Origin of the sequence: Fischerella sp. (assembly GCF_013388695.1) — a bacterium.
In the GTDB taxonomy this organism is placed as follows: Bacteria; Cyanobacteriota; Cyanobacteriia; order Cyanobacteriales; family Nostocaceae; genus PCC9605.
Window position 1 is genome coordinate 1 of record NZ_JACAEU010000169.1, and the last position, 25,498, is coordinate 25,498.

A 25,498-nucleotide genomic window follows, 5' to 3' on the forward strand; every position below is an offset into this window, starting at 1 on the left:
AATTATGTGTGCATACATTTTTGTAGTTCGATGCCAAATCATTGTAGAGACGTAGCAATGCTACGTCTCTACATACCCGTGAATTGTAAATTCATATCTTGATTCAGCAACGCCAAAATTTGCTAATATACACTTATTTTTGCAAGACTCCCAATAGTTAATGAACTAAATTTCTAGGCGGATCTTGGTGCATAAGGGGACGCAAACCATTTAAACCAGCAGCAATCGCCGAACCATTGTGAACAACTGTAGCTGCTAATGGGTGTAATCCCACCGTTGTTGCTAATCCCAAAGCTGCTAGGTTAGGAATTACTGCCAAACCAATATTTTGCTGAATCACTGCTTTGGTTTGGCGGGCGATCGCAATTGCCTCTAAAAAACTGGTTAAGTTATTATCCATGAGGACAACATCAGCTGTTTCCCTTGCCACCTCAGAACCAGCACCAAAGGAGATGGAAACATCAGCATAAGAAAGAGCTACTGAATCATTTAAGCCATCACCCGTAAATGCCACAGTTTTACCTGATTCATGTAGTTTCCGGATAATTTCGGCTTTTTGTTCTGGAAATGCTTCGGCATGGACTCTCGACAGAGGAATGCCAAGTTCGCAGGCAACTGCGATCGCCCTTTGCTGGCTATCTCCTGTTAACAGATGAATTTCCATACCGTATGCAGTTTGCAGTTTTTGGATGACTGCCGAACTTTCTGGACGGAGTGGATCTGTGTAAGAAATTACTCCTTGAAGTTCACGATCAACTCCAACATATAGCAAAGAATCATGGGCAGAAATGCGGCAATTTAGGTGGTAAGGACAATCGGCTTCGTTGCAGGGATGTGGTTCGTAAAGACAGTCAAGGGGAATGCCACACTGATGTAAAAAGCGATCGCTCCCCACTACAACCTGTTTGCCATCAATCTCAGCCTGCACACCCAAACCAATTTCATACACCCATTCCTGACGTGGCAGAATTTCTACACCTTGTTTTTCGGCATAGCGCACCACTGCTTCAGCTACGGGGTGAGTGAGGCGTTGTTCGGCGGCGGCTGCTAGTTCTAACACCTTGCGGGCAGACATTCTTCCTGCCACTGTTTCCACCTGCACAACCTCGATATCTCCTTTAGTTAAAGTGCCTGTCTTATCAAAGACTAAAGTATCTACCTGTGCCAATTTTTCTAAAGCACGACCACTACGGATGAGAACACCGTGTCTGGTGGCATGATGCAATGCTGCCAAGAAGGTTGTGGGCAGAGAAACGCGAATGCCAGTAACAAAGTCGAGAGTGAGAATAGATGCAGCTCTTGCTGGGTTACGGGTTACAGCTAAGACAATGCCAGCAAAAATCAGTGCAGGCACTATTGCTTTGTCAGCAACGGTGGCGGCGTAATTCCCCATCCGCGTATCGTAAACGGGAGCCTGTTGCACTAACTCGATACTTGCTCCTGCACGGGTAGCAATGCCTACACGTTCGGTGAGGATGTAAATTTCTCCTTCACGGACTAAGGTTGAGGCATAAACCGATTGTCCTGCCTTACGCACAACTGGCATAGATTCGCCGGTAAGTTTTTGCTGGTCGATCAAAGCTGTACCATGCAGGATTTGACCATCTACGGGAATTTGCTCACCTGGATAGACTATGACTGTATCTCCAGGCTTAACTTCTGTTGCTCGAATATGTTTTTTCTGACCATTTGGTTGTTCTACCCAAGCATAATGCCCCAAAGATTCGAGTAAATCCGCAGCACGATTGTGGGATACTCGTGCTGTGCGATCGCGGATTGTATCTCCAATTTCATGCAGTGTCATTACCAAAGCTGGCGTGAGTAAATTGCCTTGGGCAGAAGTTAAGGCGATCGCAATCAAATCCAGGCAATCTATATTTAATTTTTGTTCTTTGGTGATGCTGGCATAAGCACGTTTAGCGATTGGTAAAGCGGCAAGTGCCACAGTTGCAGCGATGATTGCTCTCGGAATTGGAAACCCCAAACCTAGTAAAGCCAAAATAGCAGCAAAAGCAGGTAATTTCACCTCATTATCTTCTTTTTTCTCTGCTTTAGCTTTTGATTTTTGAATTTTATCTGTTCCCCTATGGGGATCTAAAACCTCATCCCAAACCCCCTGTTCCCCCAACCCTGTTCCCTGTTGCCTTTTAATTTGCCTTGCCTCTTGAATCAAGCGCACTAGATACGCTTGCATTAACTGATTTCCGACGCAACTATCAGATAATTGATAACTAATAGCAATAGAAGCTGCTTGCCGATTGAGGCGCACTCCCATCACCCGACTATCTGATTCCAGCAAATGAAGCAAGCGATCGGCATAATCGGGGTCATAAGTTAGCAAGGGAACCCGAAATCTCACCCGTCCTGGAATTGCATGCACTATATGATAATTGATTCCAGCATCAATTTCTGGCTTCTGAAGCGTTGCTTGCTTACCTGTTTGTGACTTGATGGCGATCGTCATTATATGATTTCCCCCTCGCTGTTTTGTGGCGATTTCATAGGTGGGAATTCATCCGTTAGGGATTTAAATATCCCACTGACAAACTAATTCATGGCATGAGTAGGTACAGCAGTAAAAAACTGCTTGTAAGAAGCACTTAACTGTGAATATAAATCTATTTAATAGTGTTAGTAATTAATTTCTATCTAACGCAATCATTTTTAAAGATAAAAGCCTCCAACTAGCGGCGAATTCCTCCGGCATGCTACGCGATCGCCACTAGCAACAAATGAAATAAATACCTTCTTACCTCATACCCTGTCCCCTATTCCCTGTGTTTCTTCAGAATATTTTCGGTTTTGAATGTATTCATAAAATATATTTTTTAATAAAAAATTTAGTTTTTTTGCATATGAACTCAACTATATTAAAAATAATTCTCATTTAACCTAAAAATTTGTTTACTAAATTGACAATATCCTAGTCTTGCCTTCACGAGTTATCAAGCATGTTTTCTAGATACAGATTTATATCTTTTGGAAAATGAAAGTAAAAATTAAAACTACTTAATAAAAATTCAAAAAGAAAGAAAAATGAAACCAGTTACCGCTTTAAGGAATGCCTTATACAGGCAAAGGAATTTGGAATTACGATATTTATTGCTATTAATTCTTAATGGCATTTAGATTGAGTACCACCGTCAGCTTAGTGTTGCCAGTGAAACATCTCACCATTGATTTGTTTGTGAACAAGAACAAATGCCATGAATGTGAAACTATCGGCGCTGAAACCCGGTAAAACAGCCACCATCGCCTCAATGGACGCGGACGAACCTGGGTTGTTGAGACGACTAGAAGCAATGGGCTTCAAAATCGGGCAGCAGGTAAAGGTACTTCGCAAAGCGTGGCTGAATGGCCCCCTGCACGTGCGAGTGGGATTAACTACAGAAGTGGCAATGCGGCGGCATGAAGCTGATGGAATTATTGTGAACGTACAGGACTGAGGGATGTTGGATTTTTGACATTAGATAAAGGGGTGTTGAATGGCACATTGTCATGGTTCCAGTTCAGGAGTCGTCCCGCAGCTATCTAAACCTGGAGTGAAGCGGGTTGCTGTTATGGGAATGCCAAATGTCGGTAAATCCACGTTGTTTAATCGGATTACAGGGGCGGGAGCCTTTGTAGGCAATTGGCCCGGTGTGACGGTTGACTTGCTAGAGGCAGAAGTCGAACTGGAGGGACGGCAGGTGGAGTTCGTCGATCTGCCAGGAATCTACGATTTGGAGGGCTACTCTGAAGATGAGCAAGTCGTGCAAAGCTTTTTTGAAACCTATCCAGTGGATTTGGTGCTAGTAATTCTCAATGCTGCTCAGATCGATCGCCAGATTCGTCTACCCTTACAAGTCAAAGCTTTAGAAATGCCAGCTGTGGTAATTCTCAACATGGCAGATGAGGCCAAACATTTTGGCATCAAAATAGATGAGCAAAAACTAGCAGAGAAGTTAGAGATGCCCGTGGTACTGGTGAGTGCCAAGTATGGTAGCGGTTATGCGATCGCCATCCGCAAAATCACTCAGAAATTGGCACAAGAACGAATTCCCATTGCCTCCACAGAACTGAAGCGCCGGATTGAAGCACACCCCTCGATCTCAGAATCGCAAATCCGGGAAATCCTAGAAGACACGGTGGAAATGCCCTCGCGCTTGTTCAAGACGCTGACGGAACGCCTAGATGCAGTGTTGCTGCACCCGGTGATCGGACTACCGTTATTTTTCCTGTCGATTTACTTGATGTTTGAATTTGTTTGGCTGGTGGGATTGCCATTACAGGATGTTGCTGATGCGATCACAGGATGGTTGCAGGAAGTAGTCATTGCTCCGGTGACAGTCAACTTATCGGAGTTTTGGCGGGGCTTTCTGGTAGATGGAATTTATGGTGGATTAGCGACAGTAGCATCCTTTATTCCCTTAGTCATCACATTTTTCTTCATGATGGCAATTGTGGAAGACAGTGGTTACTTCTCCAGAGCAGCATACATAATGGATTCGTTGATGTATCGCTTTGGCATGGATGGGCGCAGTTTCGTGTTGCTGATTATGGGGTTTGGGTGTAACATCCCGGCAATCATGGGAACGCGAGTGATGCGATCGCGGGCATTACGCTTGCTAACAATTCTGATCGTTCCCTTCGCCCTTTGTTCGGCACGGTTAACAGTATTTGTGTTTATCATCGATGCCCTCTTCGATCGCACTTGGGGGCCATTAGTACTGTTCTCGCTTTACCTGTTCAGTTTCCTGGTGGCACTGCTAACTGGATTACTAATGAAAGGGCATTTTCAAAACCGGGAGCCATTTGTGATTGAACTGCCTCCCTATCGCTTTCCCACACTCCAGCAAATCTTTCTGCGAGGATGGGGTGAATTGAAGCACTTTCTACAACGGGCGACAGGATTCATTACAGCAGGGGTGGCTGGTGTTTGGTTGTTGAGCAATTTACCTCAAGGTACAGCAAACCCAATTGGGATGCTAGTTACCACCCCGCTTTTGGTTGGCATGGTTACGGGTTGGGATGCGGTGAAAGCATTCTTGCAGCGAACTGGTGGATTGATTGCGATCGGTGTATTAGCTGTTTGGTTGCTAACCCATTTACCCGGCAACGAGAATGTGAGCTACGCCACTCGAATTGGAGAGTTTTTCACCCCTGTCCTAAATCCGGCTGGCATACCCAAGGAGTTAACTATTGCTCTGATTTTTGGGTTCATCGCCAAAGAAATTTTGGTTGGTTCTCTAGCAACCATCTACAATCTCACCGATCCTAATGCTGTCCAGGCAACCCTTGCCCAGACAATTTCACCAATTCAAGCCTACAGTTTTATGCTCTTTTGTTTGCTTTACACCCCTTGTTTGGCAACAGTCGCCACCATCCGCAGCGAATCTAAGAGTATCCGGTTTACCCTTCTATCAGTTACCTATGGGCTAATGTGGGCGTGGGTTGTGAGTACGCTGTTTTATCAAGGAGCGAGGTTGTTAGGGTTGAGTTAGCACTAATTGTCCGGACTTAGTATCAGGAGGTATTTGAGTGAATAATAGCGATCGCTCTGCGATCAGAGCATGGCAGGGATTTACTTTTGTCTGCGATACACCTAAAACTACATTCAATCAGAATTTGAATGACAGTGATAATAAAATCCAATCTGGCAGTCCTGTATTTCCTCTATCTCAGGCAAAGCAAGGTGAAGTTGTATGTATTGTAACTTTTAATCACCTAGATAATATTGACTATCTGTCGAGTATAGGATTAATCCCTGGAATAGAAATTCAGATCAGAAGCTGCATAAAAAGTGGCTCTGTAGTAGTCGCCTGGCAAAACAAATGTCTGGGGTTAGGGGCAAATATTGCTGCTCGTATAATGGTGAAAAAAGATAGTCTTGATAATCCGCGTTGCTAAGGCATCACACGAAGCGCAGTCCCCCTTGGGCGATCGCAGATTTAGAAGCTTGGTTCAGTACTTTCTTATAAACAGCAGTGTCAGAAATATTAACCCAAGATAACTACACTCACGCCTTGAGCGTGCTTGCAGACCGCGATCGCGATTTAGCAGATATCCTCAATACTTTTGGTCTACCACCATTGTGGATGCGGGAAGCAGGTTTTGCCACGCTCATCCAAATCATTTTAGAACAACAAGTGTCTCTCGCCTCAGCGAAAGCTGTCTTTACGCGCTTGCAAGCCACGATATCACCAATCACTCCGGAACATTTTTTTCAGCTCGATGAAGTTGAATTAAAACGAATTGGCTTTAGTCGCCAAAAAGCTCTTTACGGACGCTTGCTAGCAGAGTCAATTCTTACTGGACAGCTTGATTTGACTACTCTCAGCACAATGGATGATGAAGATGTCCGCGCTAATCGTACCCTCCGGGAAGCCGCCCACAAGGGGCGTCTACACTACAAACAAAGCTCTCATTTTATATTTAGTTCTTAATTAGTGTTTAAGTGCTCATTACAAAACGATATTTTTTATTAGTTATCACATATACAAAATTAGTGTTTATGTTTTAAAACCTTGAAATATATAATTTCATCAATTTATTTGTAAATAAGCTAGCATTTCTAAATCTGTTTCTATAGTAATTATTGTCAAAGAGGGAGGGATTCAAGACTAGAAAATTTTTAGAGGAGCAAATACTTATGCCCATTGATAATCGCAGTCATAATTTATTTGATGATAAAGGGCTAAATATCACTCCTGCTTCCTCAGTAGATAGTTTGAATTATCAAGATAATCGCAATTTTAATTTCAGTAGTCATAGTAGTTTTCAAACAACTGAAAATGCGTTAGAACCAGATGTTAATGAACTAGGACGCAAGAGCCGTAAATCAACAAAAGCCAAATCCTCAAAAGCTGCAAAAGCAGATTTAGTAATACAAAATGCTTCGGCTCCTAGTGTCGCAACAGCAGGCAGTACTATCCAAATTTCCTATCAAGTAAAGAACAAAGGTAAAAATAATGCTGGGTTTAACTACACAAATTTTTATCTTTCTAAAGATAAAAGTATCAGTAACGATGACTCATTTTTAGGCTGGAACTGGATTGGCAGTATTGAAGCTGGTAATTCTGTCTCTCAATCTCAAAATGTCACTTTAGATAGCAACATTGCTTCAGGAAACTACTTTTTACTGTATAGAGCTGATGCTCTAGATAATGTACTCGAAACTAATAACAGCAATAATGTCGTTGCTCGTGAGATTAACATTACTGGCACGGGTGGTAAAGGGTATAATTCAACCTCTGGCTATGGTTTGATAGACGCCTCTGCTGCGGTGGCTAAAGCGATTGGTCAAAATACCTTTGCTGATGTTCCTGACTTAGGAGGTAATAATTGGGGAGCTGATATGGTGAAAGCCCCGGAAGTTTGGGCAAAGGGTTACACGGGTGAGGGTGTTATCGTTGCAGTAGTAGATACAGGGGTGGACTATAATCACCCAGACTTCAGCACCAATATCTGGACGAATAGCAAAGAAATTGCTGGCAACGGCAAAGATGATGATGGTAATGGTTACATAGATGATGTCTATGGCTGGAACTTTGATGGTAACAACAACAACTCCTTCGACGATAACGGTCACGGTACTCACGTAGCTGGTACTATTGCTGGGGTTAAAAATAGCTTTGGTGTTACAGGTATTGCTTATAATGCCAAGATTATGTCGGTAAAAGTTATGGATAGTAGTGGCCAGGGTTACTACAGTGCGATCGCCAATGGTGTTCGTTACGCAGTTAATAATGGTGCGCGTGTCATTAACCTTAGCCTCGGTGGTTCTTCTAGCGACAGCTATCTCCAATCAGCCGTTCAATATGCCGCTAGCAAAGGAGCGATTGTAGTTATGGCAGCAGGCAATAATGGTGGCTCAGTACCAGATTATCCTGCCCGTTATGCAGAAAACTGGGGACTGGCTGTTGGGGCAGTTGATAAGTATAATAACTTGGCTAGCTTCTCGAACCGTGCCGGAACAAATCCACTTGCTTATGTCACAGCCCCTGGAGTCAACATTTACTCCACAATTCCAGGTAATAAGTACGCATCTTATAGCGGCACATCGATGGCAACTCCTCATGTTGCTGGTGTAGTTGCATTGATGCTCAGCGCTAACCCTAATCTGACTGATTCTCAAGTACGTCAGATTATCACGCAGATATCTGGAACTACAACACAATCTAAAGTTGCCACTACCACCTATACAGCTAATGGCGATGCTGCTACTTTTAGAATTAGCGCTAGTAGCTTTAGCAGCAACAATATTGCAACCAGTAGCGATACTGTCATCTCTAGCAATAGCACCAATTCTGTAGATAAAAATAATTTGTTTGAGAATTTACATACGTGGACGGACTTTGGGAACGACTACAAAAACAGTGTGGCAGATACAAGTTACATGAGTATAAGTAGCGAAGAATATACCCAGGGAGAAAACATAGTTAAGAATGGCAAAAAACCACTGGAAACAGTGTATGAAATAGTCGGGTAACACTCATCTGAAGTTTCCTTTTGATAAAAAAGTTTAGTGTATACATAGATGGGCTTTTGGCGATTTTGACTCAGCATTTACCGGGTACAATTCAGGCTAACACCCAGTAAATCAAAAGCTCTTTGTTGCAGTAGTAGTCAACAATATTAAGTAGAGACGTTGCATTGCAACGTCTCTACAAATTTTATCGGTGGGTAAATTATCCGATCGCCAAGTGTATTGGGTTATAGAGATGCGATTGTTCGCGTCTCTACAATAAATTGAAAATTTACGATATTTCTGGTGGCAAAACATTCTGAAGCTTTTTAAATTATTACAATAGTTGTTGTATGTAGCATTCTTGCTCATCAGCAATGTTAAAGTGGCTTCTAATTATATTGACCTGTGCCATTGTCAGCGTTGCTGCTGTCACATTTTTCTTGTGGCGACAGGTCACTCAAATACGAGGGAACTCTTAACTCTTAACGCTTAACAGGAAAACAATGTGTGTAATTAATTCTGTCTAAGTACTTAATATTGTTAATAAAACTTTACGCAAATGCGGCAAAACCGAAATTCACGTCATGACAGTTGCTGTTTCCCTAGAAAACGTTTACAAGGTTTACAATAAAGTTCCCGTAGTCAATGGTCTTTCTTTTGACATTGCGGCGGGAGAAATGTTTGGTTTGCTTGGCCCCAATGGTGCAGGTAAATCTACTACAATTCGGATGCTGACCACACTTACTAAACCTACCGAAGGGCGAATTGAGGTATGTGGGTATGATGTGGTACGTCAACCCTTAATGGCAAAGCAATGCATAGGTGTAGTGTTGCAGCAAATCAGCGTTGATGGTGATTTAACCGTATGGGAAAATATGGAGCTACACGGTAGATTACATCACATTGCTAACCCGCAACGACAGCGCCTGATTAATCAATGGCTAGATTATGTAGAACTTGCTCCAAAACGTAATGACTTAGTAAAAACCTTGTCTGGGGGGATGAAGCGGCGCTTACAAATTGCGAGAGCTTTGTTGCACCAACCGCAAATTCTATTTTTGGATGAACCAACTGTGGGGCTAGATCCCCAAACAAGGCGGCGTCTTTGGGAGATTATTAAGGATTTGAATAAGCAAGGTATGACGATGCTGCTGACAACCCATTACATGGAAGAGGTTGAATATTTGTGCGATCGCATCGGCATTATGGATAGTGGTAAGTTGATATCTTTGGGAACTTTACAAGAATTGCGCTCTACTCACGGTGAAGGTTTAGTGATGAAGCAAGTTGGAGATCGTTGGGAATATCTCTTTTTCCCAACCTTGGCTGAAGCGAACATTTACTTAGACAAACTACAAGATAAAACTGGAATTATGGTACGCCCCTCTAACCTAGAAGATATTTTTGTGGAACTTACTGGACGCCAGCTAGATTAATCTTATCCTCCTAAATCACGCAGAGTAGCTTCTACTCTGGTAACGCTGTCATACTTACCTTGCTGTTCGTATAAGTCACGGGCTTTTTTAAAAACAGCGATCGCTTCTTTAGATTTACCCTGTTTTTTTAACATCGTCCCGCGCAATTCATAAACTTGGGGATTTTTCGAGTCAAGTTTTACAGCTTCCTCGTATGCCCACTGAGCATTAGTATATTCTCCCAACCGCGTCAGAATAGTAGCTAATCCTATATAGGCATTGACATTACCACGGTTGATTTGTATCGCTTTGCGATAAGCTTCTTTTGCTGCGTTATTATCACCCAAATTGCCACTGATATAACCCAAAGCATATTGATAATCACTATTATTTGGATTCAGACTAACAGCACGGCGGTAAGCAGTTAATGCTGCGGGGTAATTTCCTTGTAATGCGTGTAAATAACCAATTCCGGAATAAATTGAGGCATTTTTGGGCTCTAAGTTTGCTGCTTGTTGATAGACTGCGATCGCACCACTATAATCGCCAGTGTCCACCAATCTACGTCCTTGTTCCAACAGTTCTTTCACTTCTGGAGTGCTTTGGCGTTGTGCTACTGATATCTGAGCCTGAGCTACTGAAGGCATTGTTGTAGCAATACTTCCTAATAGGAGAACACTAAATAAGAATGAAGTTCCTTTGTACACAGCAAACTACCCGAAAGTGTATGCAAAATTTATAGAATTTACATGATTGCTTGTACATTAAAACAAAAATATTCTGTTTTGCAAACTCTAGTTGCCTATTTTTACCAAATATTCATAACATACTAAATCTTTTCTCTAGTGCCAAACACTAATTTACATCGTCTCTTTTGATACTTGTAAAAATCACAAGCAAGAAATTATTAAACAAAGAAATACTTTCATTGTTGGTTATAACTAACACAAAATCCCAAATTTCAACTTAAAATTACAACTATTGAGCCATGACGATACAAACTGGTAGAGCAGACAATAGACTTCACTTGAATATGGGGAATGGAGCATTGGGCATTGAGAATAGGGAATTTGTACTTAATCCCCACAGGTAGGACTCTAGGTTTCCCATCCTTGAGCTTCAATTCGTACTTATTTTAAAAGGGACTGGGGACTGGTGATTAGGGACTGGGGACTAGGTTTAAGCGGAAAAATTTGGAAGGGGATTTAAAACCCTACCAATGACAAAGGACAAATGACAAATGACAATCCTTACTAGTTAACTTTATTTGTGCCGACCTACTTATTCTCTTTTTCATCTGTCCTAGTGTACGCAATTCATGACAACTAGATTATCCATTGCGTTAATGTTGACAATTGATATAAATCGATAGTTATCTTTGTGAGGCAAATCTATGATTTTAACTACTACTGATGTGATTCAAGGAGCCATTATAGAATCTTACTTAGGAATTGTGACAGCAGAAGTCGTCTACGGCAGCAACTTTCTGCGAGATTTTATGGCTGGCTTGCGGGACTTTTTCGGCGGACGCACTGCTAGCTACGAACGTTTGTTTGAAGAAGGTCAACGAAAAGCACTAGCAGAATTAGAACAACGGGCATTACGTTTGGGTGCAGACGCTGTAATTGGCATTGAATTTGATACAGGTACAATCAATGTTGATCAGTCAGGAGTTCTGATGCTAATCACCGCCACAGGCACTGCTGTGAAAATGGCTGTAAAAATGCGCTAGCCTGGGAATTTTTACTAGATCAATCATAAACACACTAAAATTTGCAGTGAGCGCTCAAGCGCTCACTACACGCTTACCTATTTTTTATGTTTCAAAATTATTTTTACAAATGATTTACTTTAGATAAAACCTTAATTTTTTTAAAAAAAACATAAGAAAAATTACATTCTTCAAACAAGACAAGACTGTATTAAATTACTTTATATCAGCCTATTTTTTATTACTAAAGATAGAGCCAGTAACTCTTTCTCATGATAGATATTAAAAGCAATAAATAGCAATTTAATTTATAAGATAAGCAAAAAATAACTGAAAAACCTTACAGAAGTACTAAGGAGATAAATAGCTTATGTCCTATGTAAATCGTACAAGTGGTGAAGTTATTACTGAACCTGCGGCAACAACCCGAGTAGTTGATTACCACGATCGCGTTCGCTGGGGACCGATAATTGCCGGTGTGTTAGTTGCCCTAGCAACTCAATTAATCTTGAGCGCCTTGTTCAGTGCTATCGGAGCAGGTACTATTGAAGCTTCAGGTAGACCCAGAACAATTACACCAGATGTTGCTACAAATGTGGGTATTTGGTCAACCGTTGCTTTGTTGATTTCCTTATTTACTGGTGGTTGGGTGACAACTCGCGCCTGTGGCCCGATGAACCGCAATACAGCACTTCTCAATGGTGCTATTCTCTGGGCAACAACTTTGGCATTAAGCTCTTGGCTATTAGCAAGTGGGGTAACAGGCGCTTTTGGTGTTGCAGCTGCTAATGCCGGAGCAGTAATAAATCAGATTCAGCAGCCTGGTACTGGGGCTGTGCCGCAAACTCTACCCAATCTCACTGCTGAACAAGCTCGTCAGGTCGCAGCTAATTTACGGCAGGCATTGTGGTGGTTTGTATTTGGTTCTTTGTTAGGTTTAGTTGCAGCGATGATTGGAGCAGTTGTTGGCACTCGCAATCCGCGTAATGCAGAAAATTACAGAGCGTAATTAATACAATTACATACGAATTACATACGATCGGAAAATAATTTGTTACTGCTTATATTTGCACCTAAAATAGGTGCTTTTTTACTATTTGGTTTGTTGTTAATAGTTAGTAGTTAGTGGTTAGTTGGTAGTTGAATACCACTATCTACTATCCACTATCCAATATCCCCTTACCACTTTAAATATGCAGCTTCTATTCCCTGTTCTCGCTTAATCTTACTATCTTTTTCAAACCAAGCAATCACTTGCTTTGTGGTTAAATCTTCAACTGCAACATTGTATTCATCAGCAATGTGCTTCAAAAGTTTTAGTGATGAAATAGTCAATCTTGTTAAAAATTTCTCTGGAGAAGAAAGTAAAGCAGCATCGACTTGTGCTGACTCTTCCAAGGTTAGAAACTGTTCTGATGGATGTTGTGGTGGTAAATCCATAAACTGTATATAAAACTAATTAATTCAAAAACAGTAATTAGTTTCGTAAAACCAATTACCAATTACCCATTATCTCTGACATACACTGAAGATGAAAGACTAATTTACTCTTATATTCTTTGTTTTCTCGCTTGCACTAAATAACCACAACGATGTTCGCCGTTAATAATCCAGTGGGTACGTTCTACTGTACAATCTGGTAGAACAGCGGCAAACATTTCTAATTCATGACCGCAAATAGTGGGGAAAGACTCTGCAAGGTTGGAAATAGCGCAGTTATGCTCCATTAAAATAAAGCGATCGCCACTTTCTGACTCAGTTGAGTCTAGGGGGTAGTACTCCGCCATATAGCCTTCTGCTTTTCTCAGTTCTACTAAGGTAGCTACCCTTTCTGGTAAAGAACCTTCACCCAAGCGTTCTCGATATTCTTGTGCTTTACGCTCCCACTGTTTTCTTAAAATCGTACTTACTTGGTCATGTCCTACCGTTTTTGCAACGGTGTCGAGTAACGAAACGGCAAACTCTCCATAGCTATCAGCCGCTTCTCGACGCAGGCGATCGCGTCCCTTACTACTTAATTTATAGACGTGCTGCGGACGCCCCATTCCCGCCTGCACCGACGAATAGACAATCAGATCCTCCGTCTCCAAGTCTTTGAGATGACGACGAATCGCTTGGGGGCTAATATCTAATGCTGCGGCCAAATCAACAGCCGTAGCTTGAAAGTGTTTGAGGAGATATTCTAGGATATCTTGCTTAGTTGAGGACTGGTGGGTAGTCGCCATCGTCGTCCTAAAAATTCATGATTAAATTTCACTTTGACAACAATATTGTTGTTAATCTAGCGTAAAATGAAGATGTGTTAAACAACATGGCTGTTGTTTTAGTAGTTATCCTTATTGTAACAGTCGTGTGACCATTCGGTAACACGAAATGGGAATTGGTTGTAAAAAGCCCGTCTCCCATCCTTAAAGAGATTAAATTTGCGAACACAAGAGAAAACTAACGATGAGTGCCACTGTCAAAACCTTAGTTAATCAGCCCTACAAGTACGGCTTCGTTACCAAAATTGAGGCAGACACAATTCCCCGTGGACTAAACGAGGATGTCATCCGCACCATCTCTGCCAAGAAAAACGAGCCGGAATTTATGTTGGAATTCCGTCTTAGAGCCTATCGCCAGTGGCAAAAAATGACAGAACCAACTTGGCCTAGCGTCAAGTATCCGCCAATTGATTATCAAAATATTATTTACTACTCAGCGCCCAAGCAACAAGCCAAGAAAAAAAGCTTGGAAGAAGTCGATCCAACCCTTCTAGAAACTTTTGAGAAGCTAGGCATTCCTCTGTCAGAACAAAAGCGACTGGCGAACGTCGCCGTGGATGCGATTTTCGATAGTGTTTCCGTCGCCACTACCTTCAAAGAAAAACTGGCGAAAGAAGGGGTTATCTTCTGCTCTATTTCTGAAGCAATACAAGAATACCCAGAATTAGTCAAAAAGTACCTGGGTAGCGTTGTTCCCACAGCAGACAACTACTTTGCCGCCCTCAATTCTGCTGTATTCAGCGATGGTTCCTTCGTCTACATTCCCAAAGGCGTCAAATGCCCAATGGAACTGTCTACCTACTTCCGCATCAACAGCGGCGATACAGGGCAATTCGAGCGGACATTAATTATCGCCGATGAAGACAGCTACGTTTCTTACCTGGAAGGCTGCACTGCACCAATGTACGACAGCAACCAGCTACATGCTGCGGTTGTGGAACTTGTTGCCCTCGACAACGCCGAGATTAAATACTCCACCGTGCAAAACTGGTACGCCGGGGATGAAAGCGGCAAAGGTGGTATTTACAACTTCGTCACCAAGCGCGGTTTATGTCAGGGTGTAAATTCCAAGATTTCTTGGACTCAGGTAGAAACTGGTTCTGCTATCACTTGGAAGTATCCCAGCTGCGTGCTGGTGGGTGATAACTCCGTCGGTGAATTTTACTCGGTGGCGCTGACAAATAACATGCAGCAAGCCGATACTGGCACCAAGATGATTCACATTGGTAAAAACACCCGCAGTACGATTATTTCTAAAGGTATCTCTGCTGGTAAATCTAGTAACAGCTACCGGGGTTTGGTGAAAATCAACCCGAAGGCAAAAGGAGCGCGGAACTATTCCCAGTGCGACTCGATGCTGATTGGGGATAACGCCCACGCCAATACTTTCCCCTACATCCAAGTGCAAAATAATACAGCTAAAGTAGAGCATGAAGCTTCTACTTCCAAGATTGGGGAAGACCAATTATTTTACTTTGCACAGCGGGGCATTTCCTCAGAAGATGCAGTCAAGATGATGATTAGCGGCTTCTGTAAGGATGTGTTTAATAATTTGCCGATGGAATTCGCTGTCGAAGCTGATAAGCTGTTGAGTCTGAAGTTGGAAGGTAGTGTTGGGTAACTTGGTGTCTTGGTGCCTTGGTGGTTAAAAATACTATTGAACCACAAAGACACTAAGACACAAAGAAGGAATTTAAAAGAGAGAGAACATGATTATTGGGAATAGTGAAGTGATACTGTCGGTAAGAGATTTGACAGCTGAAGTTGATGGGACACCAATTCTCACGGGTGTAAATCTGGAGGTGCGTTCGGGAGAAATCCATGCCATTATGGGGCCGAATGGTTCTGGTAAGAGTACTTTTTCCAAGGTGTTGGCTGGACATCCGGCGTATGAGGTGACTGGCGGTGAAGTGATTTTCCAGGGGCAAAACCTGCTGGAAATGGAACCGGAAGAACGCGCGAGGACTGGAATATTTTTGGCGTTTCAGTACCCGTTAGAGATTCCGGGTGTCAGCAATTTGGATTTCTTGCGCGTGGCTTACAATTCTCGTCGGAAGGCGCAAGGTTTAGAAGAATTGGATGCATTTGATTTTGACGATCTCATCGACGAAAAGCTGGAAGTCGTGAAAATGGACTCTACTTTTCTCAATCGGAGCGTGAATGAGGGTTTTTCTGGTGGCGAGAAAAAGCGGAATGAAATTCTGCAAATGGCGCTACTAGAACCGAAGCTGGCTATTCTAGATGAAACAGATTCGGGTTTGGATATTGATGCCTTGAAGATTGTGGCGAATGGGGTAAACCAGTTAGCTAGCCCAGAGAATGCCACGATCATGATTACCCATTACCAGCGGTTACTTAATTATATTGTGCCGGACTATGTTCACGTCATGGCAAAGGGACGGATTATTAAGTCTGGCGGTAAGGAGTTGGCACTGGAGTTAGAATCCCGTGGCTATGACTGGTTGTTAGAAGAGTTGGTGGGTGTGTAATGTCTATTCAAGTTTCTCCCAGTCCAATTCCTAACTCGAATGCAACCATTCTGACTTCAACTCTACTCGATAGAGATGCTTATCTGACTGAGTTGTTAAATCAAGTAACTGCATCAAAATCAGAGGGTTGGTTGCAACAGTTGCGCGATCGCGCTGGCAATTGGGTACGTCATTCTGTTTTGCCTACCACCCGCGATGAAGAATGGCGCTTTACCGATTTATCCCCCTTACGGCAGGTGAAATTTAATGTAGAGACGTTGCATGCAACGTCTCTACAACCGAATATTTTACCGGAGGCGGCTAACTCTCGCTTGGTATTTGTGAACGGTGTTTATGCACCTGAGTTATCAGCCGTTTCTGGATTACCAGATGGAGTAGTAGTTAGCAATTTAGCACAGACGTTACATGTAACTTCTCTACAATCCCGCGTGCAGCAGTATTTAGCACAAGCAGAAGGGGCACTGGAAGTTTTTACCGCCCTCAACACTGCTGGCATAACTGATGTGGCTGTGGTTTGGGTTCCTAAGAACGTGGTAGTAGAAACACCAATTCATTTGGTATTCGTTGCTGCTGGTGAGGAACCGATAATTTGTCAGCCGCGTTGTTTGGTAGTCGCAGAAAGCGGTTCTCAGGTGAGTTTGGTGGAAGAGTATGTGGCAGGCAAGATGCCTTCACAACAACAGGTTTATTTCACCAATGTAGTGACGGAAATTTGGATAGAAGATAATGCTCAGGTGAATCACACTCGGGTGGAGTGGGATGGTACTGAAGCTTTTCACGTTGGTAAAACTGCCGTTACGCAAGCACGTTACAGTCGCTATACCTGTAATGCCGTTACTTTGGGTGGGAAGATTTCACGCCACAATTTAGAGATTTTGCAAACTGGTGAGCAAACAGAGACTACTCTGAATGGGTTGACAATGATTGGTGGAAACCAGTTAGCAGATACTCACAGTGCGATCGCACTTAATCATCCTTATGGTATGAGTCAGCAATTGCATAAGACGATAGTAGGCGATCGCGCTCATGCGGTATTCAACGGTAAAATTTTTGTTCCCAAACCAGCGCAGTTGACAGACGCAGCGCAATTGAATCGCAATTTGCTACTATCATCTAAAGCCAGAGTTGATACCAAACCTCAACTAGAAATTACCGCAGATAATGTTAAATGCGCTCACGGTGCTACCGTTAGTCAGCTAGAAGATGATGAAATCTTCTACCTGCAAAGCCGGGGTATCGATCAAGAAAGTGCGCGTAACTTATTAATTAACGCCTTTGCTGCCGAAATCATCAACCACATACCACTTTCCTCCCTGCGTGAAAAACTCACACAAACAGTCAATAGTCTTCAGTCTATATCCAATGACTCTTGACTCTTGACTCTTGACTCTTGACTTTTGACTTATTAAACATGACTTTTACCCAAGAAAGAACCCTTGCCAATAAAGTCCGTCTTGACTTCCCGATATTACATCAGGAAGTCAATGGCAAACCCTTAGTTTACTTTGACAACGCTGCGACATCTCAAAAACCTCTGCTCGTACTTAATACCCTACGGGATTACTACGAACAGTACAATTCTAATGTCCATCGCGGCGTACACACCCTCAGCGCCAAAGCTACCGATGCTTACGAAGCAGCGCGAGACAAAGTTGCTGCGTTCATAAATGCTGCATCGCGTCAGGAAATTGTTTTCACCCGCAATGCAACTGAAGCGATTAACTTGGTTGCTTACAGCTGGGGAATGAACAATTTGCAGCCAGGAGATGAAATTATCCTGTCGGTGATGGAACACCACAGTAATATCGTTCCTTGGCAGTTTGTCGCCGCAAAAACGGGTGCGGTGTTGAAGTATGTAGAATTGACACCAGAAGAAACTTTTGATTTGGAACAGTTTCAAAAGCTGCTTTCCGAGAAAACAAAATTGGTGTCAGTGGTGCATGTTTCTAACACTTTGGGTTGCATTAACCCAGTGGCAGAAATTTGCACTCTAGCACACACATACGGGGCAAAAGTATTAATTGATGCTTGCCAAAGTGTACCCCACATGCCCGTTGACGTACAGCAAATTGACTGTGATTGGTTAGTAGCTTCCGGTCATAAAATGTGCGCCCCAACAGGGATTGGCTTGTTGTACGGCAAGTTGGAATTACTGCAAGCCATGCCACCGTTTTTGGGTGGTGGAGAAATGATCGCTGAGGTATTTTTAGACTATTCCACCTACGCAGATTTACCGCATAAATTTGAAGCTGGTACACCTGCGATTGGAGAAGCGATCGCCCTTGGTGCAGCAGTTGACTACCTCACCGGAATAGGCATGGATAAAATCCACGCCTACGAAGCAGAATTAACTGCTTACCTATTCGAGCAATTAGAAAAAATTCCCCAAATTAGAATTTACGGGCCGAAACCGGATGCAAAAGGTGAAGGTAGAGCTGCGCTTGCTGCATTTACTGCCACAGAAGTCCATGCTAACGACTTATCGACATTATTAGATCAAGAAGGCGTTGCCATCCGTTCCGGACACCACTGCACACAACCATTACACCGCTACTTAGGTGCTGCTGCAACTGCACGGGCAAGTTTATCTTTCTACAACACCCGTGAGGAAATTGATGTTTTCATCAAAGCATTGAAGGAAACCATCGACTTTTTTAGCAGTATTTTCGGTGAAATGTAGGGTGAGTAAATATATGCCTATAGATGGCTACACAAACTAAGCTTGCCTATGCCTATATAGGCTACACATAAAGTCCGCATTTGCGGGCTTTGTTTCTACGGTTGGAATTTTCAATCTCAAAGATTTGGGTAAAAATAGAATTAAGCTGCTTTAGAAATTATCCAACTTAAAAGATGGTTGCCACGTCAACACCCGCCGAGCAAAGAACGGTACTACATAACGTTAGTTGGGAAACCTTTGAAGCCTTGCTAAAAGATACAGGTGAGGAGAGAGGTTCTCGATTTGCTTATGAAGATGGCACTTTAGAAATAATGACTCCACTTTTTGAACATGAAAATCCCAAGTGTAATTTTGCGAATTTTATTATTGCTTTAGCTGAAGAACTAGGAATTGAAATCAAAAGCGCTGGTTCAACAACATTAAAAAGAAAAATTACCAAAAAAGGAATAGAACCAGACACTTGCTACTACATTCAAAATGAATCTGCTATTAGAGGCAGAGAAACATTAGATTTAGAAACCGATCCACCACCTGATTTAGCCATTGAAATTGATATTACCAGCAGTTCAGTGAATAAGTTAGGAATTTACTCAGCATTGGGTGTAACTGAACTTTGGAGATACAACGGACGAGATTTAAAATTTTATCAGCTGGTAGAGAGGCAATATGTAGAGCGCGAATTTAGCGTTGCTTTTCCTATAGTTTCGGGAAGTGACATTAATAGATTTATTGAGCAGAGTAAAACTATGGGGGAGATTGCTTTGCTGAAGTCTTTTCGTACTTGGGTGAGGGAAACGATAGGATAGTACCACTGTGCGGAAGTCAAAAGTCACGCATTCAAAAGTCAAAAGTCAAAAAGCTTATTATCTAGGCTTTTCGTTGATTTAGAATGGTAGCTTTATTTCCGCCGTGCTGTAATAGTTAACTCTTTATTATTATCAGTTTGCCCCCAGAAAACCCCTGCCGATCGCCTCAGCAAGCAGGGGTAGTTCACCCAATCAACTTAGAAAGTAGCTAAGTTCAAACTTTCAACTCTTCCAGAAACGGCATAAACACCGATACCAATTCCGGACGACTGACAACTAAGGTAGGGAAAGAGCGATCGCTATAATCAACCCCTGCTAATAAAGGAAACGGTTCTGATTTCAGCGATATCCAACTTCCTCCAGCTGCTTGGACTATCACCCAAGCAGCAGCTATGTCCCAAACTTTTGGTGTCGCCTCAACACCACCCAATACCGCCCCTGTCGCCACGGTGAGAAAGTTGTAGCTAGCAACACCTAACATCCTGATTTTGCAGGGAAAGTTTTTTTGCATCACTGAGGTACTGCGCGAACAGAGGTTAAAGAAGTGATGATTGCTGGGAACTTCGCTACTGGTATGGATGGGATGAAAATTGCGAAAAGCGCCAGTGGGGACTGCTAAGCCTGACGAACCTTTCCAGAAGCCGTGAAAAGCTTCTGCCAACGGTGGCACGTAAACGTAACCAAATACAGGTGTGCCTTGATACAATAAACCCAATGAAATTGACCAAATAGGAATGCCGCGTGTAAAGTTGGTAGTACCATCCAAGGGATCAATTACCCAGCACCATTCCGTACCAGGAAAAACCTTATCACCTTCTTCAGTCAAAATACCATAACCAGGAAAAGTAGAAGCGATCGCATCTTGCAGTTGTTGATCCGCCCATTTATCGGCACGCGTTACCAAACTGCCATCAGCTTTATGCAAAGCCTGTACCTGCCCAAAATCTTGCATTAACTGCTTGCCCACCCTGGCGGTAGTAGTTTGGGCAAATTCCAACACAGTAGTCCAAAATTCAGTCATTTTATGAATGGTTAGTGGTTAGTGGTTAGTGGTTAGTAGTCAACAGCCAACAACTAACTACTAACTACTATCTACTAACTACTAACAATTAATCTAATTCACTTTCCAAAATAGATGCGATCGCTTGTTTGGCGTTACGCTGAAATTCTGTGACGTTCACTCTAGCTAAAAGCCCCAATGCTAACAAAATACCTATAGCTTGTGTAGCAAATACCAATCCGTAGGCTAATAGTGGTGTTGTTAGCAAAGTTTTACCTAAGTTCAATACTGCACCACCAGATACCGTGGCTAGCGCCCTTGCCAAAGCCTGCGCCAATCCCCAAGCACCAATAAATGTCCCGGCAGTTTCCGCAGCAGTCAGATCCAGCATCAAGCTTAGCGCTCCAGTTGTAGTCACACCAGAAGCAAAACCAAACAGGATTAAACTCCATTGCAGAAATTTAGGATTAGCGGTTGTCCCCGCCAGAATAATGATTACAAAGCAACCTGCCACAGCAATACATCCCAGCTTGGTTGTGTTTTTCTTACCCAAACGCGGGGCAATTAAAAAACCAGTCATGCTTAAGCCAACCAGTGTTCCCGTGCCAAAGAAAGCATTGAGTTTTGTAGTTTCGGCAATAGTCATACTAAAGACTTCGCCGCCGTAGGGTTCTAAAACTGCATCTTGCATGAACAAACTAATCGTCATAAGCAGCAGGAATGTGAAAAATATCCCTGTTTGGCGGCTAGCAGTCAGCACCCGCATCGCCATACCCAAAGTAATCTTATCTTCTCGATCAATTGCATTGGAACGGATAGCATAGCGGGAATATTTTTTTTCTACGCCGACTGTTGCTAGCAAGCATAATCCGAAAGCAATTGCCGGGACAATCAAAAACAGACGGTTGACTTGGGTTTGCACTACCTCTAAAGGTGCATCCAAAGCAATTTGCCGAAGCAAGCCGCTGCTGATAATCGCCCCGATAATAATACCCACCATCAGCATTGACCATACAACCCCCACCAATTTTGAGCGGTTGTCTTCATCGGAAACATCAACTAGCAACGCTGCAAAAGGTGTAGAACTGGCACTAATCGCAAGTCCATAGAGTCCAAAGATAAGAGCCAGGAATACCACCCAACCTGAGGTTTGAGTTGTCCAATTTCCCGTCTGTAAACTCAGACCAAGTTGCCAAACGACTTGTACAGCTAGAAAAGAAACGATCGCAAATAAAGCCGCACCTACCCAAACATAACCACTACGGTGATAGCCTAACAATGGTTTGGTGTCTGACATCTGCCCAAACCATACTCGTACAGGAGCTACAAATTGATGCATGGCGATCGTCCCAGCAGCAATTAAGGCCGGCACTCGTAACTCTTCAATCATGACTCGATTGAGTACTCCCAGAGTGAGTATCGACATGATGCCTAATGCCATTTGAAACAGACCCAGTCGAAACATTGTCAATAGTTTTACTTTGGGGATGGATATGGAATTTACAGACTGGTTTGGTTCAGAATCGGGTGATAAATTGCTAGTCTCCATAATTGCTTGCAACCTAAGCAGTACATTTATATCCAAAAAACTAAGTTAAACCGTGTTAACTCTCAAATTCCTATAGATTTTATAGTTCTTAAGAAGGAATCTTAATATATAGTAATTTTATCAAATCGTACTAATACTATATGAAATTAGCGAATCAATAAGCAAAAATAAAGTTTGTCATTTGCAGCATTTCATGTTTTTGTTCTATTACAAAAGTGCTGTTATTATAGATAATTTTCCCATTAGATAAGCTTGCAGTTTCTCAAATTAAAATCTGTTATTATTTCTAATAATCTAATTTTTAGAATTAAGTAAAATCATTCATATCTCAATCTTTTGATTTTACTTGGTTATCAATCATTTTGGATTAATTTATAACACATGTTTGTTATTTAATTTTTAGATAAATTAGTTACTAAAATATAAATTATTCATCGTTTGTAATTACATTTAGCCTCTACTTTCATAATTGCTTTTGTGACAATATTAATTTCTTCTGTAATAATTTCTTTTAGCAGAAAAATTACAGACATCAATACCTCAAAAAGGTATTTGGAACTTTAAGAGGCGTAAAGTTTTGTGGAAATGGAAAACATCACATTAGGGCAAAACGGAGCAGTTGTCACACCCCTGTGTATCGGTACTTGGGCTTGGGGCGATCGCCTGTTTTGGAATTACGGTCAAGACTACGGGCAACAGGAGTTGCAAGCAGCCTTTCATGCAGCCCTAGAAGCTGGTGTAACCTTTTTTGATACTGCTGAAGTTTACGGATTTGGACTTTCTGAACAATTGTTGGGGCAATTCCTGCAACAAACCGAACAAAAAGTTCAGATTGCAAGCAAGTACGGGCCCTTTCCTTGGCGGATAACAGCCCAGTCAGTCGCTGATACCCTCACAGACAGCCTCAAACGCCTGCAAGTCCAGAAAGTTACCTTGTATCAGGTGCATTGGCCTGTCACTTTCTTAATGAGTCAAGAAACCTTGATGAATACCCTAGCAGATGAGGTGGAAAGGGGCAGAATTGAGGCAATAGGTGTAAGTAACTACTCAGCACAGCAAATGCGGGAAGCACACCAGATCTTAGCTCGTCGTGGCGTGCCTCTGGCTGTTAACCAAGTACGCTATTCTTTGCTGACTCGCCAAATTGAAAGCAATGGCATTCTCGACACTGCTCGCGAGTTGGGTGTAACAATTTTAGCTTATAGTCCCCTAGCACAAGGACTATTAACTGGTAAGTACACCACTGATAGCGCCAAAACCCCAACTGGCGCTAGAAAATTAGACTCACGATTTAGTAAAGAAGGCTTGCAAAAAATTGAACCACTAATATCTTTACTACGCGAACTAGGGGAAAAATACGGTCGCACCCCTGCCCAAGTTGCTCTGAATTGGTTAATTGCTCAAGGGAATGTGATTCCTATTGCCGGGGCGAAGACAGCCCAACAGGTACGAGATAACGTAGGTGCTTTGGGCTGGAGACTGGCTGATGATGAAATCGCCCACTTAGAAAAAATTAGCTATTCAGTCAAAAGTCCATAGTCCATAGTCAAAAGCAATGACTATTGACCGTTGACTGTTGACTAAGACGCTGATTCCCTAGCTGTATGAGAACCCAGCTTTTTTGGTGACATAGAAGGCTCTCGTTGTCCTGTCCGCAGTTTGGGCTTGGGAGTACCGCGTTTTTCTCCTTCAGTTGCGCCTGCTTCTGATGGAACCCAGGAAGAACGACGGGAGCGATTCTCGCCACCACCTTCGCGACGACCACCCCGTAATTTGGGCTTGGGTGCAGGCCGGGTGATGTCTTCTTCGGGAAAGTCCGCTTCAGATTGTAACCAGGCGGGACGGGTTTGATCGTAAGCAATTTGTAGTGCAGCAGCAGCGATCGCATGAGCATCGTATTGTTCGCTTAGTTGGCTCACAATGGACAAGAACGAAGCCATACGTTCGCCTGCCAAAGCTTCCTGCACCTGAGTTTGTAATTTGTCTAATTGCCGCGCTTCAATTTGCGCCCGTGTGGGAATTGACAGTACTTGCCAACTTTGACGTACGTGACGCTCAAACGCCTGCTGCTTACGTCGCTCAAATGGCTGCACTAAAGTAATTGCTGTACCTTCTTTACCAGCGCGTCCGGTACGACCGATGCGGTGAACATAGGTTTCCACACTGTCTGGTAAATCGAAGTTGATCACGTGAGAAAGTTGGTCTACATCCAAACCTCGTGCCGCAATATCAGTTGCTACCACCCAGCGCACCTGACGATTGCGGAACCGATTTAACAAACGCTCCCGCGCTTGTTGGGACAAGTCACCGTGGTATTCATCAACACTATGACCAGCGGCTTGCAATTGATTGGTAAGTTCTGCGGCGGTGCGTCTAGTACGGACAAAGATTAAAGCTGACTCTGGATCTTCCATTTCCAAGATGGGCTGTAAGGCTTTAACTTTTGACCAGTGACGCGGTACCAGGTAAGCCACCTGATTGATTTTATTAGGAGCGGCTTTTGGCTGTTCAACAGCGACTGTAACTGGGTCATTTAAGAACTTATTCACCAGCTGTCGGATCGATGGCGGCATTGTGGCTGAAAATAATGCTGTCTGCCGTTCTTGTGGTGCTTGGGAGAGGATTCTCTCAACATCATCGATAAAGCCCATACTCAGCATTTCGTCGGCTTCATCCAAAACAAACCACTTCACCCGATCCAACTTCAAGCTACCCCGTTCGAGTAAGTCTATTACCCGTCCTGGTGTACCCACAACCATGTGAACACCACGCTTAAGCTGTAAAATTTGGCGGTCAATGGATTGACCGCCGTAAATTGCTAAAACGCGCAATCCCTCGTTGCCAATGAATTCACAGATAGCATTTTGAACTTGGATTGCTAACTCGCGAGTCGGAGTCAAAACTAAGGCTTGTACCGCCTTTTGATTGATATCCAGCCGCTCTAAAATTGGCAAAGAAAAGGCTGCTGTTTTGCCAGTGCCAGTTTGGGATTGACCCACCACATCGCGGCCTCCCAAAAGTTGGGGAATCGCTTGTACTTGAATATTGGTTGGTGCAGTAAAACCAATTTTTTCTAATTGCTGAATGCGCTCTGGCGAAATGCCTAATTCTTGAAAAGAAAGGGTCATCAACTCT

At 42.8% G+C, this 25,498-nt stretch carries 21 protein-coding genes; 14 read left to right on the forward strand and 7 right to left on the reverse strand.

What is annotated here, in order from left to right; genetic code table 11:
- Positions 1-157: 157 nt before the first annotated feature.
- On the reverse strand, positions 158-2,464 hold the full coding sequence (locus HXY43_RS23305; protein WP_290888470.1) for a heavy metal translocating P-type ATPase: 2,307 nt from the start codon (positions 2,462-2,464) through the stop codon (positions 158-160).
- Between the two features lie 742 nt (positions 2,465-3,206).
- On the opposite strand from HXY43_RS23305, the gene HXY43_RS23310 reads away from it, so the two are divergent.
- From HXY43_RS23310 to HXY43_RS23335, 6 genes are all read left to right on the forward strand, one after another.
- Complete coding sequence (locus HXY43_RS23310; protein ID WP_026731372.1) at positions 3,207-3,446, forward strand: FeoA family protein; 240 nt, start codon at positions 3,207-3,209, stop codon at positions 3,444-3,446.
- A gap of 39 nt (positions 3,447-3,485) precedes the next feature.
- On the forward strand, positions 3,486-5,483 hold the full coding sequence (locus HXY43_RS23315) for a ferrous iron transporter B (protein ID WP_290888475.1): 1,998 nt from the start codon (positions 3,486-3,488) through the stop codon (positions 5,481-5,483).
- Positions 5,484-5,520: 37 nt separating this feature from the next.
- Positions 5,521-5,889, forward strand: a complete 369-nt coding sequence (locus tag HXY43_RS23320; protein WP_290888478.1) for a FeoA family protein — start codon at positions 5,521-5,523, stop codon at positions 5,887-5,889.
- Positions 5,890-5,966: 77 nt separating this feature from the next.
- Positions 5,967-6,425, forward strand: a complete 459-nt coding sequence (locus tag HXY43_RS23325) for a hypothetical protein (protein ID WP_290888481.1) — start codon at positions 5,967-5,969, stop codon at positions 6,423-6,425.
- A 206-nt stretch (positions 6,426-6,631) separates the two neighbouring features.
- The gene (locus HXY43_RS23330; RefSeq protein WP_290888484.1) at positions 6,632-8,470 is read left to right on the forward strand and encodes a S8 family serine peptidase; all 1,839 of its coding nucleotides are present in this window, start codon (positions 6,632-6,634) and stop codon (positions 8,468-8,470) included.
- 563 nt (positions 8,471-9,033) lie between these two features.
- Complete coding sequence (locus tag HXY43_RS23335) at positions 9,034-9,885, forward strand: ABC transporter ATP-binding protein (RefSeq protein WP_290888487.1); 852 nt, start codon at positions 9,034-9,036, stop codon at positions 9,883-9,885.
- A 2-nt stretch (positions 9,886-9,887) separates the two neighbouring features.
- Here HXY43_RS23335 and HXY43_RS23340 read toward each other — a convergent pair whose 3' ends face one another.
- Positions 9,888-10,511 (reverse strand): tetratricopeptide repeat protein, encoded by a 624-nt coding sequence (locus tag HXY43_RS23340; RefSeq protein ID WP_290888490.1) that lies wholly within the window; start codon positions 10,509-10,511, stop codon positions 9,888-9,890.
- Between the two features lie 746 nt (positions 10,512-11,257).
- On the opposite strand from HXY43_RS23340, the gene HXY43_RS23345 reads away from it, so the two are divergent.
- Together HXY43_RS23345 and HXY43_RS23350 are read left to right on the forward strand one after the other, a co-directional pair.
- Positions 11,258-11,596 carry a YbjQ family protein gene (locus tag HXY43_RS23345; protein ID WP_290888493.1) on the forward strand — a complete coding sequence of 113 codons (339 nt, stop codon included), beginning with the start codon at positions 11,258-11,260 and terminating at the stop codon, positions 11,594-11,596.
- Between the two features lie 349 nt (positions 11,597-11,945).
- The gene (locus HXY43_RS23350; RefSeq protein ID WP_290888496.1) at positions 11,946-12,584 is read left to right on the forward strand and encodes a hypothetical protein; all 639 of its coding nucleotides are present in this window, start codon (positions 11,946-11,948) and stop codon (positions 12,582-12,584) included.
- Between the two features lie 170 nt (positions 12,585-12,754).
- Here HXY43_RS23350 and HXY43_RS23355 read toward each other — a convergent pair whose 3' ends face one another.
- Complete coding sequence (locus HXY43_RS23355; protein ID WP_026731383.1) at positions 12,755-13,015, reverse strand: hypothetical protein; 261 nt, start codon at positions 13,013-13,015, stop codon at positions 12,755-12,757.
- A gap of 110 nt (positions 13,016-13,125) precedes the next feature.
- Positions 13,126-13,800: an iron-sulfur cluster biosynthesis transcriptional regulator SufR gene (gene sufR / locus HXY43_RS23360; protein WP_026731384.1), complete on the reverse strand. Its 675-nt coding sequence runs from the start codon at positions 13,798-13,800 to the stop codon at positions 13,126-13,128.
- Between the two features lie 223 nt (positions 13,801-14,023).
- Between sufR and sufB the strand changes: the two genes are divergently transcribed.
- From sufB to HXY43_RS23385, 5 genes are all read left to right on the forward strand, one after another.
- Positions 14,024-15,460 carry a Fe-S cluster assembly protein SufB gene (gene sufB / locus HXY43_RS23365; RefSeq protein WP_026731385.1) on the forward strand — a complete coding sequence of 479 codons (1,437 nt, stop codon included), beginning with the start codon at positions 14,024-14,026 and terminating at the stop codon, positions 15,458-15,460.
- An 88-nt stretch (positions 15,461-15,548) separates the two neighbouring features.
- Positions 15,549-16,328, forward strand: a complete 780-nt coding sequence (gene sufC / locus HXY43_RS23370) for a Fe-S cluster assembly ATPase SufC (RefSeq protein WP_290888503.1) — start codon at positions 15,549-15,551, stop codon at positions 16,326-16,328.
- On the forward strand, positions 16,328-17,701 hold the full coding sequence (sufD, locus tag HXY43_RS23375; RefSeq protein ID WP_290888505.1) for a Fe-S cluster assembly protein SufD: 1,374 nt from the start codon (positions 16,328-16,330) through the stop codon (positions 17,699-17,701). Before sufC ends, sufD begins: the two co-directional genes overlap by 1 nt.
- A gap of 38 nt (positions 17,702-17,739) precedes the next feature.
- Complete coding sequence (locus HXY43_RS23380; RefSeq protein WP_026731388.1) at positions 17,740-19,008, forward strand: cysteine desulfurase; 1,269 nt, start codon at positions 17,740-17,742, stop codon at positions 19,006-19,008.
- A gap of 173 nt (positions 19,009-19,181) precedes the next feature.
- The gene (locus HXY43_RS23385) at positions 19,182-19,814 is read left to right on the forward strand and encodes a Uma2 family endonuclease (protein WP_290888508.1); all 633 of its coding nucleotides are present in this window, start codon (positions 19,182-19,184) and stop codon (positions 19,812-19,814) included.
- A gap of 214 nt (positions 19,815-20,028) precedes the next feature.
- On the opposite strand, the gene HXY43_RS23390 is transcribed toward HXY43_RS23385, so the two are convergent.
- Complete coding sequence (locus HXY43_RS23390; protein ID WP_290888511.1) at positions 20,029-20,835, reverse strand: inositol monophosphatase family protein; 807 nt, start codon at positions 20,833-20,835, stop codon at positions 20,029-20,031.
- 88 nt (positions 20,836-20,923) lie between these two features.
- A complete protein-coding gene (locus HXY43_RS23395; protein WP_290888514.1) occupies positions 20,924-22,363 on the reverse strand; it encodes a BCD family MFS transporter in 1,440 nt (479 codons plus the stop codon).
- 585 nt (positions 22,364-22,948) lie between these two features.
- Between HXY43_RS23395 and HXY43_RS23400 the strand changes: the two genes are divergently transcribed.
- The gene (locus HXY43_RS23400; protein ID WP_290888517.1) at positions 22,949-23,902 is read left to right on the forward strand and encodes an aldo/keto reductase; all 954 of its coding nucleotides are present in this window, start codon (positions 22,949-22,951) and stop codon (positions 23,900-23,902) included.
- Positions 23,903-23,943: 41 nt separating this feature from the next.
- Here HXY43_RS23400 and HXY43_RS23405 read toward each other — a convergent pair whose 3' ends face one another.
- Positions 23,944-25,491 (reverse strand): DEAD/DEAH box helicase, encoded by a 1,548-nt coding sequence (locus HXY43_RS23405; RefSeq protein WP_026731393.1) that lies wholly within the window; start codon positions 25,489-25,491, stop codon positions 23,944-23,946.
- Between the last annotated feature and the right edge of the window lie 7 nt (positions 25,492-25,498).

What these genes read in the sequence shown, in the direction of transcription:
- sufC (WP_290888503.1), top strand. Translation starts at nt 15,549, where the DNA reads ATGATTATTGGGAATAGTGAAGTGATACTGTCGGTAAGAGATTTGACA.
- HXY43_RS23310 (WP_026731372.1), top strand. Translation starts at nt 3,207, where the DNA reads ATGAATGTGAAACTATCGGCGCTGAAACCCGGTAAAACAGCCACCATC.
- HXY43_RS23400 (WP_290888517.1), top strand. Translation starts at nt 22,949, where the DNA reads ATGGAAAACATCACATTAGGGCAAAACGGAGCAGTTGTCACACCCCTG.
- HXY43_RS23395 (WP_290888514.1), bottom strand. Translation starts at nt 22,363, where the DNA reads ATGGAGACTAGCAATTTATCACCCGATTCTGAACCAAACCAGTCTGTA.
- HXY43_RS23380 (WP_026731388.1), top strand. Translation starts at nt 17,740, where the DNA reads ATGACTTTTACCCAAGAAAGAACCCTTGCCAATAAAGTCCGTCTTGAC.
- HXY43_RS23405 (WP_026731393.1), bottom strand. Translation starts at nt 25,491, where the DNA reads ATGACCCTTTCTTTTCAAGAATTAGGCATTTCGCCAGAGCGCATTCAG.
- HXY43_RS23330 (WP_290888484.1), top strand. Translation starts at nt 6,632, where the DNA reads ATGCCCATTGATAATCGCAGTCATAATTTATTTGATGATAAAGGGCTA.
- HXY43_RS23350 (WP_290888496.1), top strand. Translation starts at nt 11,946, where the DNA reads ATGTCCTATGTAAATCGTACAAGTGGTGAAGTTATTACTGAACCTGCG.
- sufB (WP_026731385.1), top strand. Translation starts at nt 14,024, where the DNA reads ATGAGTGCCACTGTCAAAACCTTAGTTAATCAGCCCTACAAGTACGGC.
- sufD (WP_290888505.1), top strand. Translation starts at nt 16,328, where the DNA reads ATGTCTATTCAAGTTTCTCCCAGTCCAATTCCTAACTCGAATGCAACC.
- HXY43_RS23355 (WP_026731383.1), bottom strand. Translation starts at nt 13,015, where the DNA reads ATGGATTTACCACCACAACATCCATCAGAACAGTTTCTAACCTTGGAA.
- HXY43_RS23390 (WP_290888511.1), bottom strand. Translation starts at nt 20,835, where the DNA reads ATGACTGAATTTTGGACTACTGTGTTGGAATTTGCCCAAACTACTACC.
- HXY43_RS23345 (WP_290888493.1), top strand. Translation starts at nt 11,258, where the DNA reads ATGATTTTAACTACTACTGATGTGATTCAAGGAGCCATTATAGAATCT.
- HXY43_RS23335 (WP_290888487.1), top strand. Translation starts at nt 9,034, where the DNA reads ATGACAGTTGCTGTTTCCCTAGAAAACGTTTACAAGGTTTACAATAAA.
- HXY43_RS23340 (WP_290888490.1), bottom strand. Translation starts at nt 10,511, where the DNA reads ATGCCTTCAGTAGCTCAGGCTCAGATATCAGTAGCACAACGCCAAAGC.
- sufR (WP_026731384.1), bottom strand. Translation starts at nt 13,800, where the DNA reads ATGGCGACTACCCACCAGTCCTCAACTAAGCAAGATATCCTAGAATAT.
- HXY43_RS23385 (WP_290888508.1), top strand. Translation starts at nt 19,182, where the DNA reads ATGGTTGCCACGTCAACACCCGCCGAGCAAAGAACGGTACTACATAAC.
- HXY43_RS23315 (WP_290888475.1), top strand. Translation starts at nt 3,486, where the DNA reads ATGGCACATTGTCATGGTTCCAGTTCAGGAGTCGTCCCGCAGCTATCT.
- HXY43_RS23305 (WP_290888470.1), bottom strand. Translation starts at nt 2,464, where the DNA reads ATGACGATCGCCATCAAGTCACAAACAGGTAAGCAAGCAACGCTTCAG.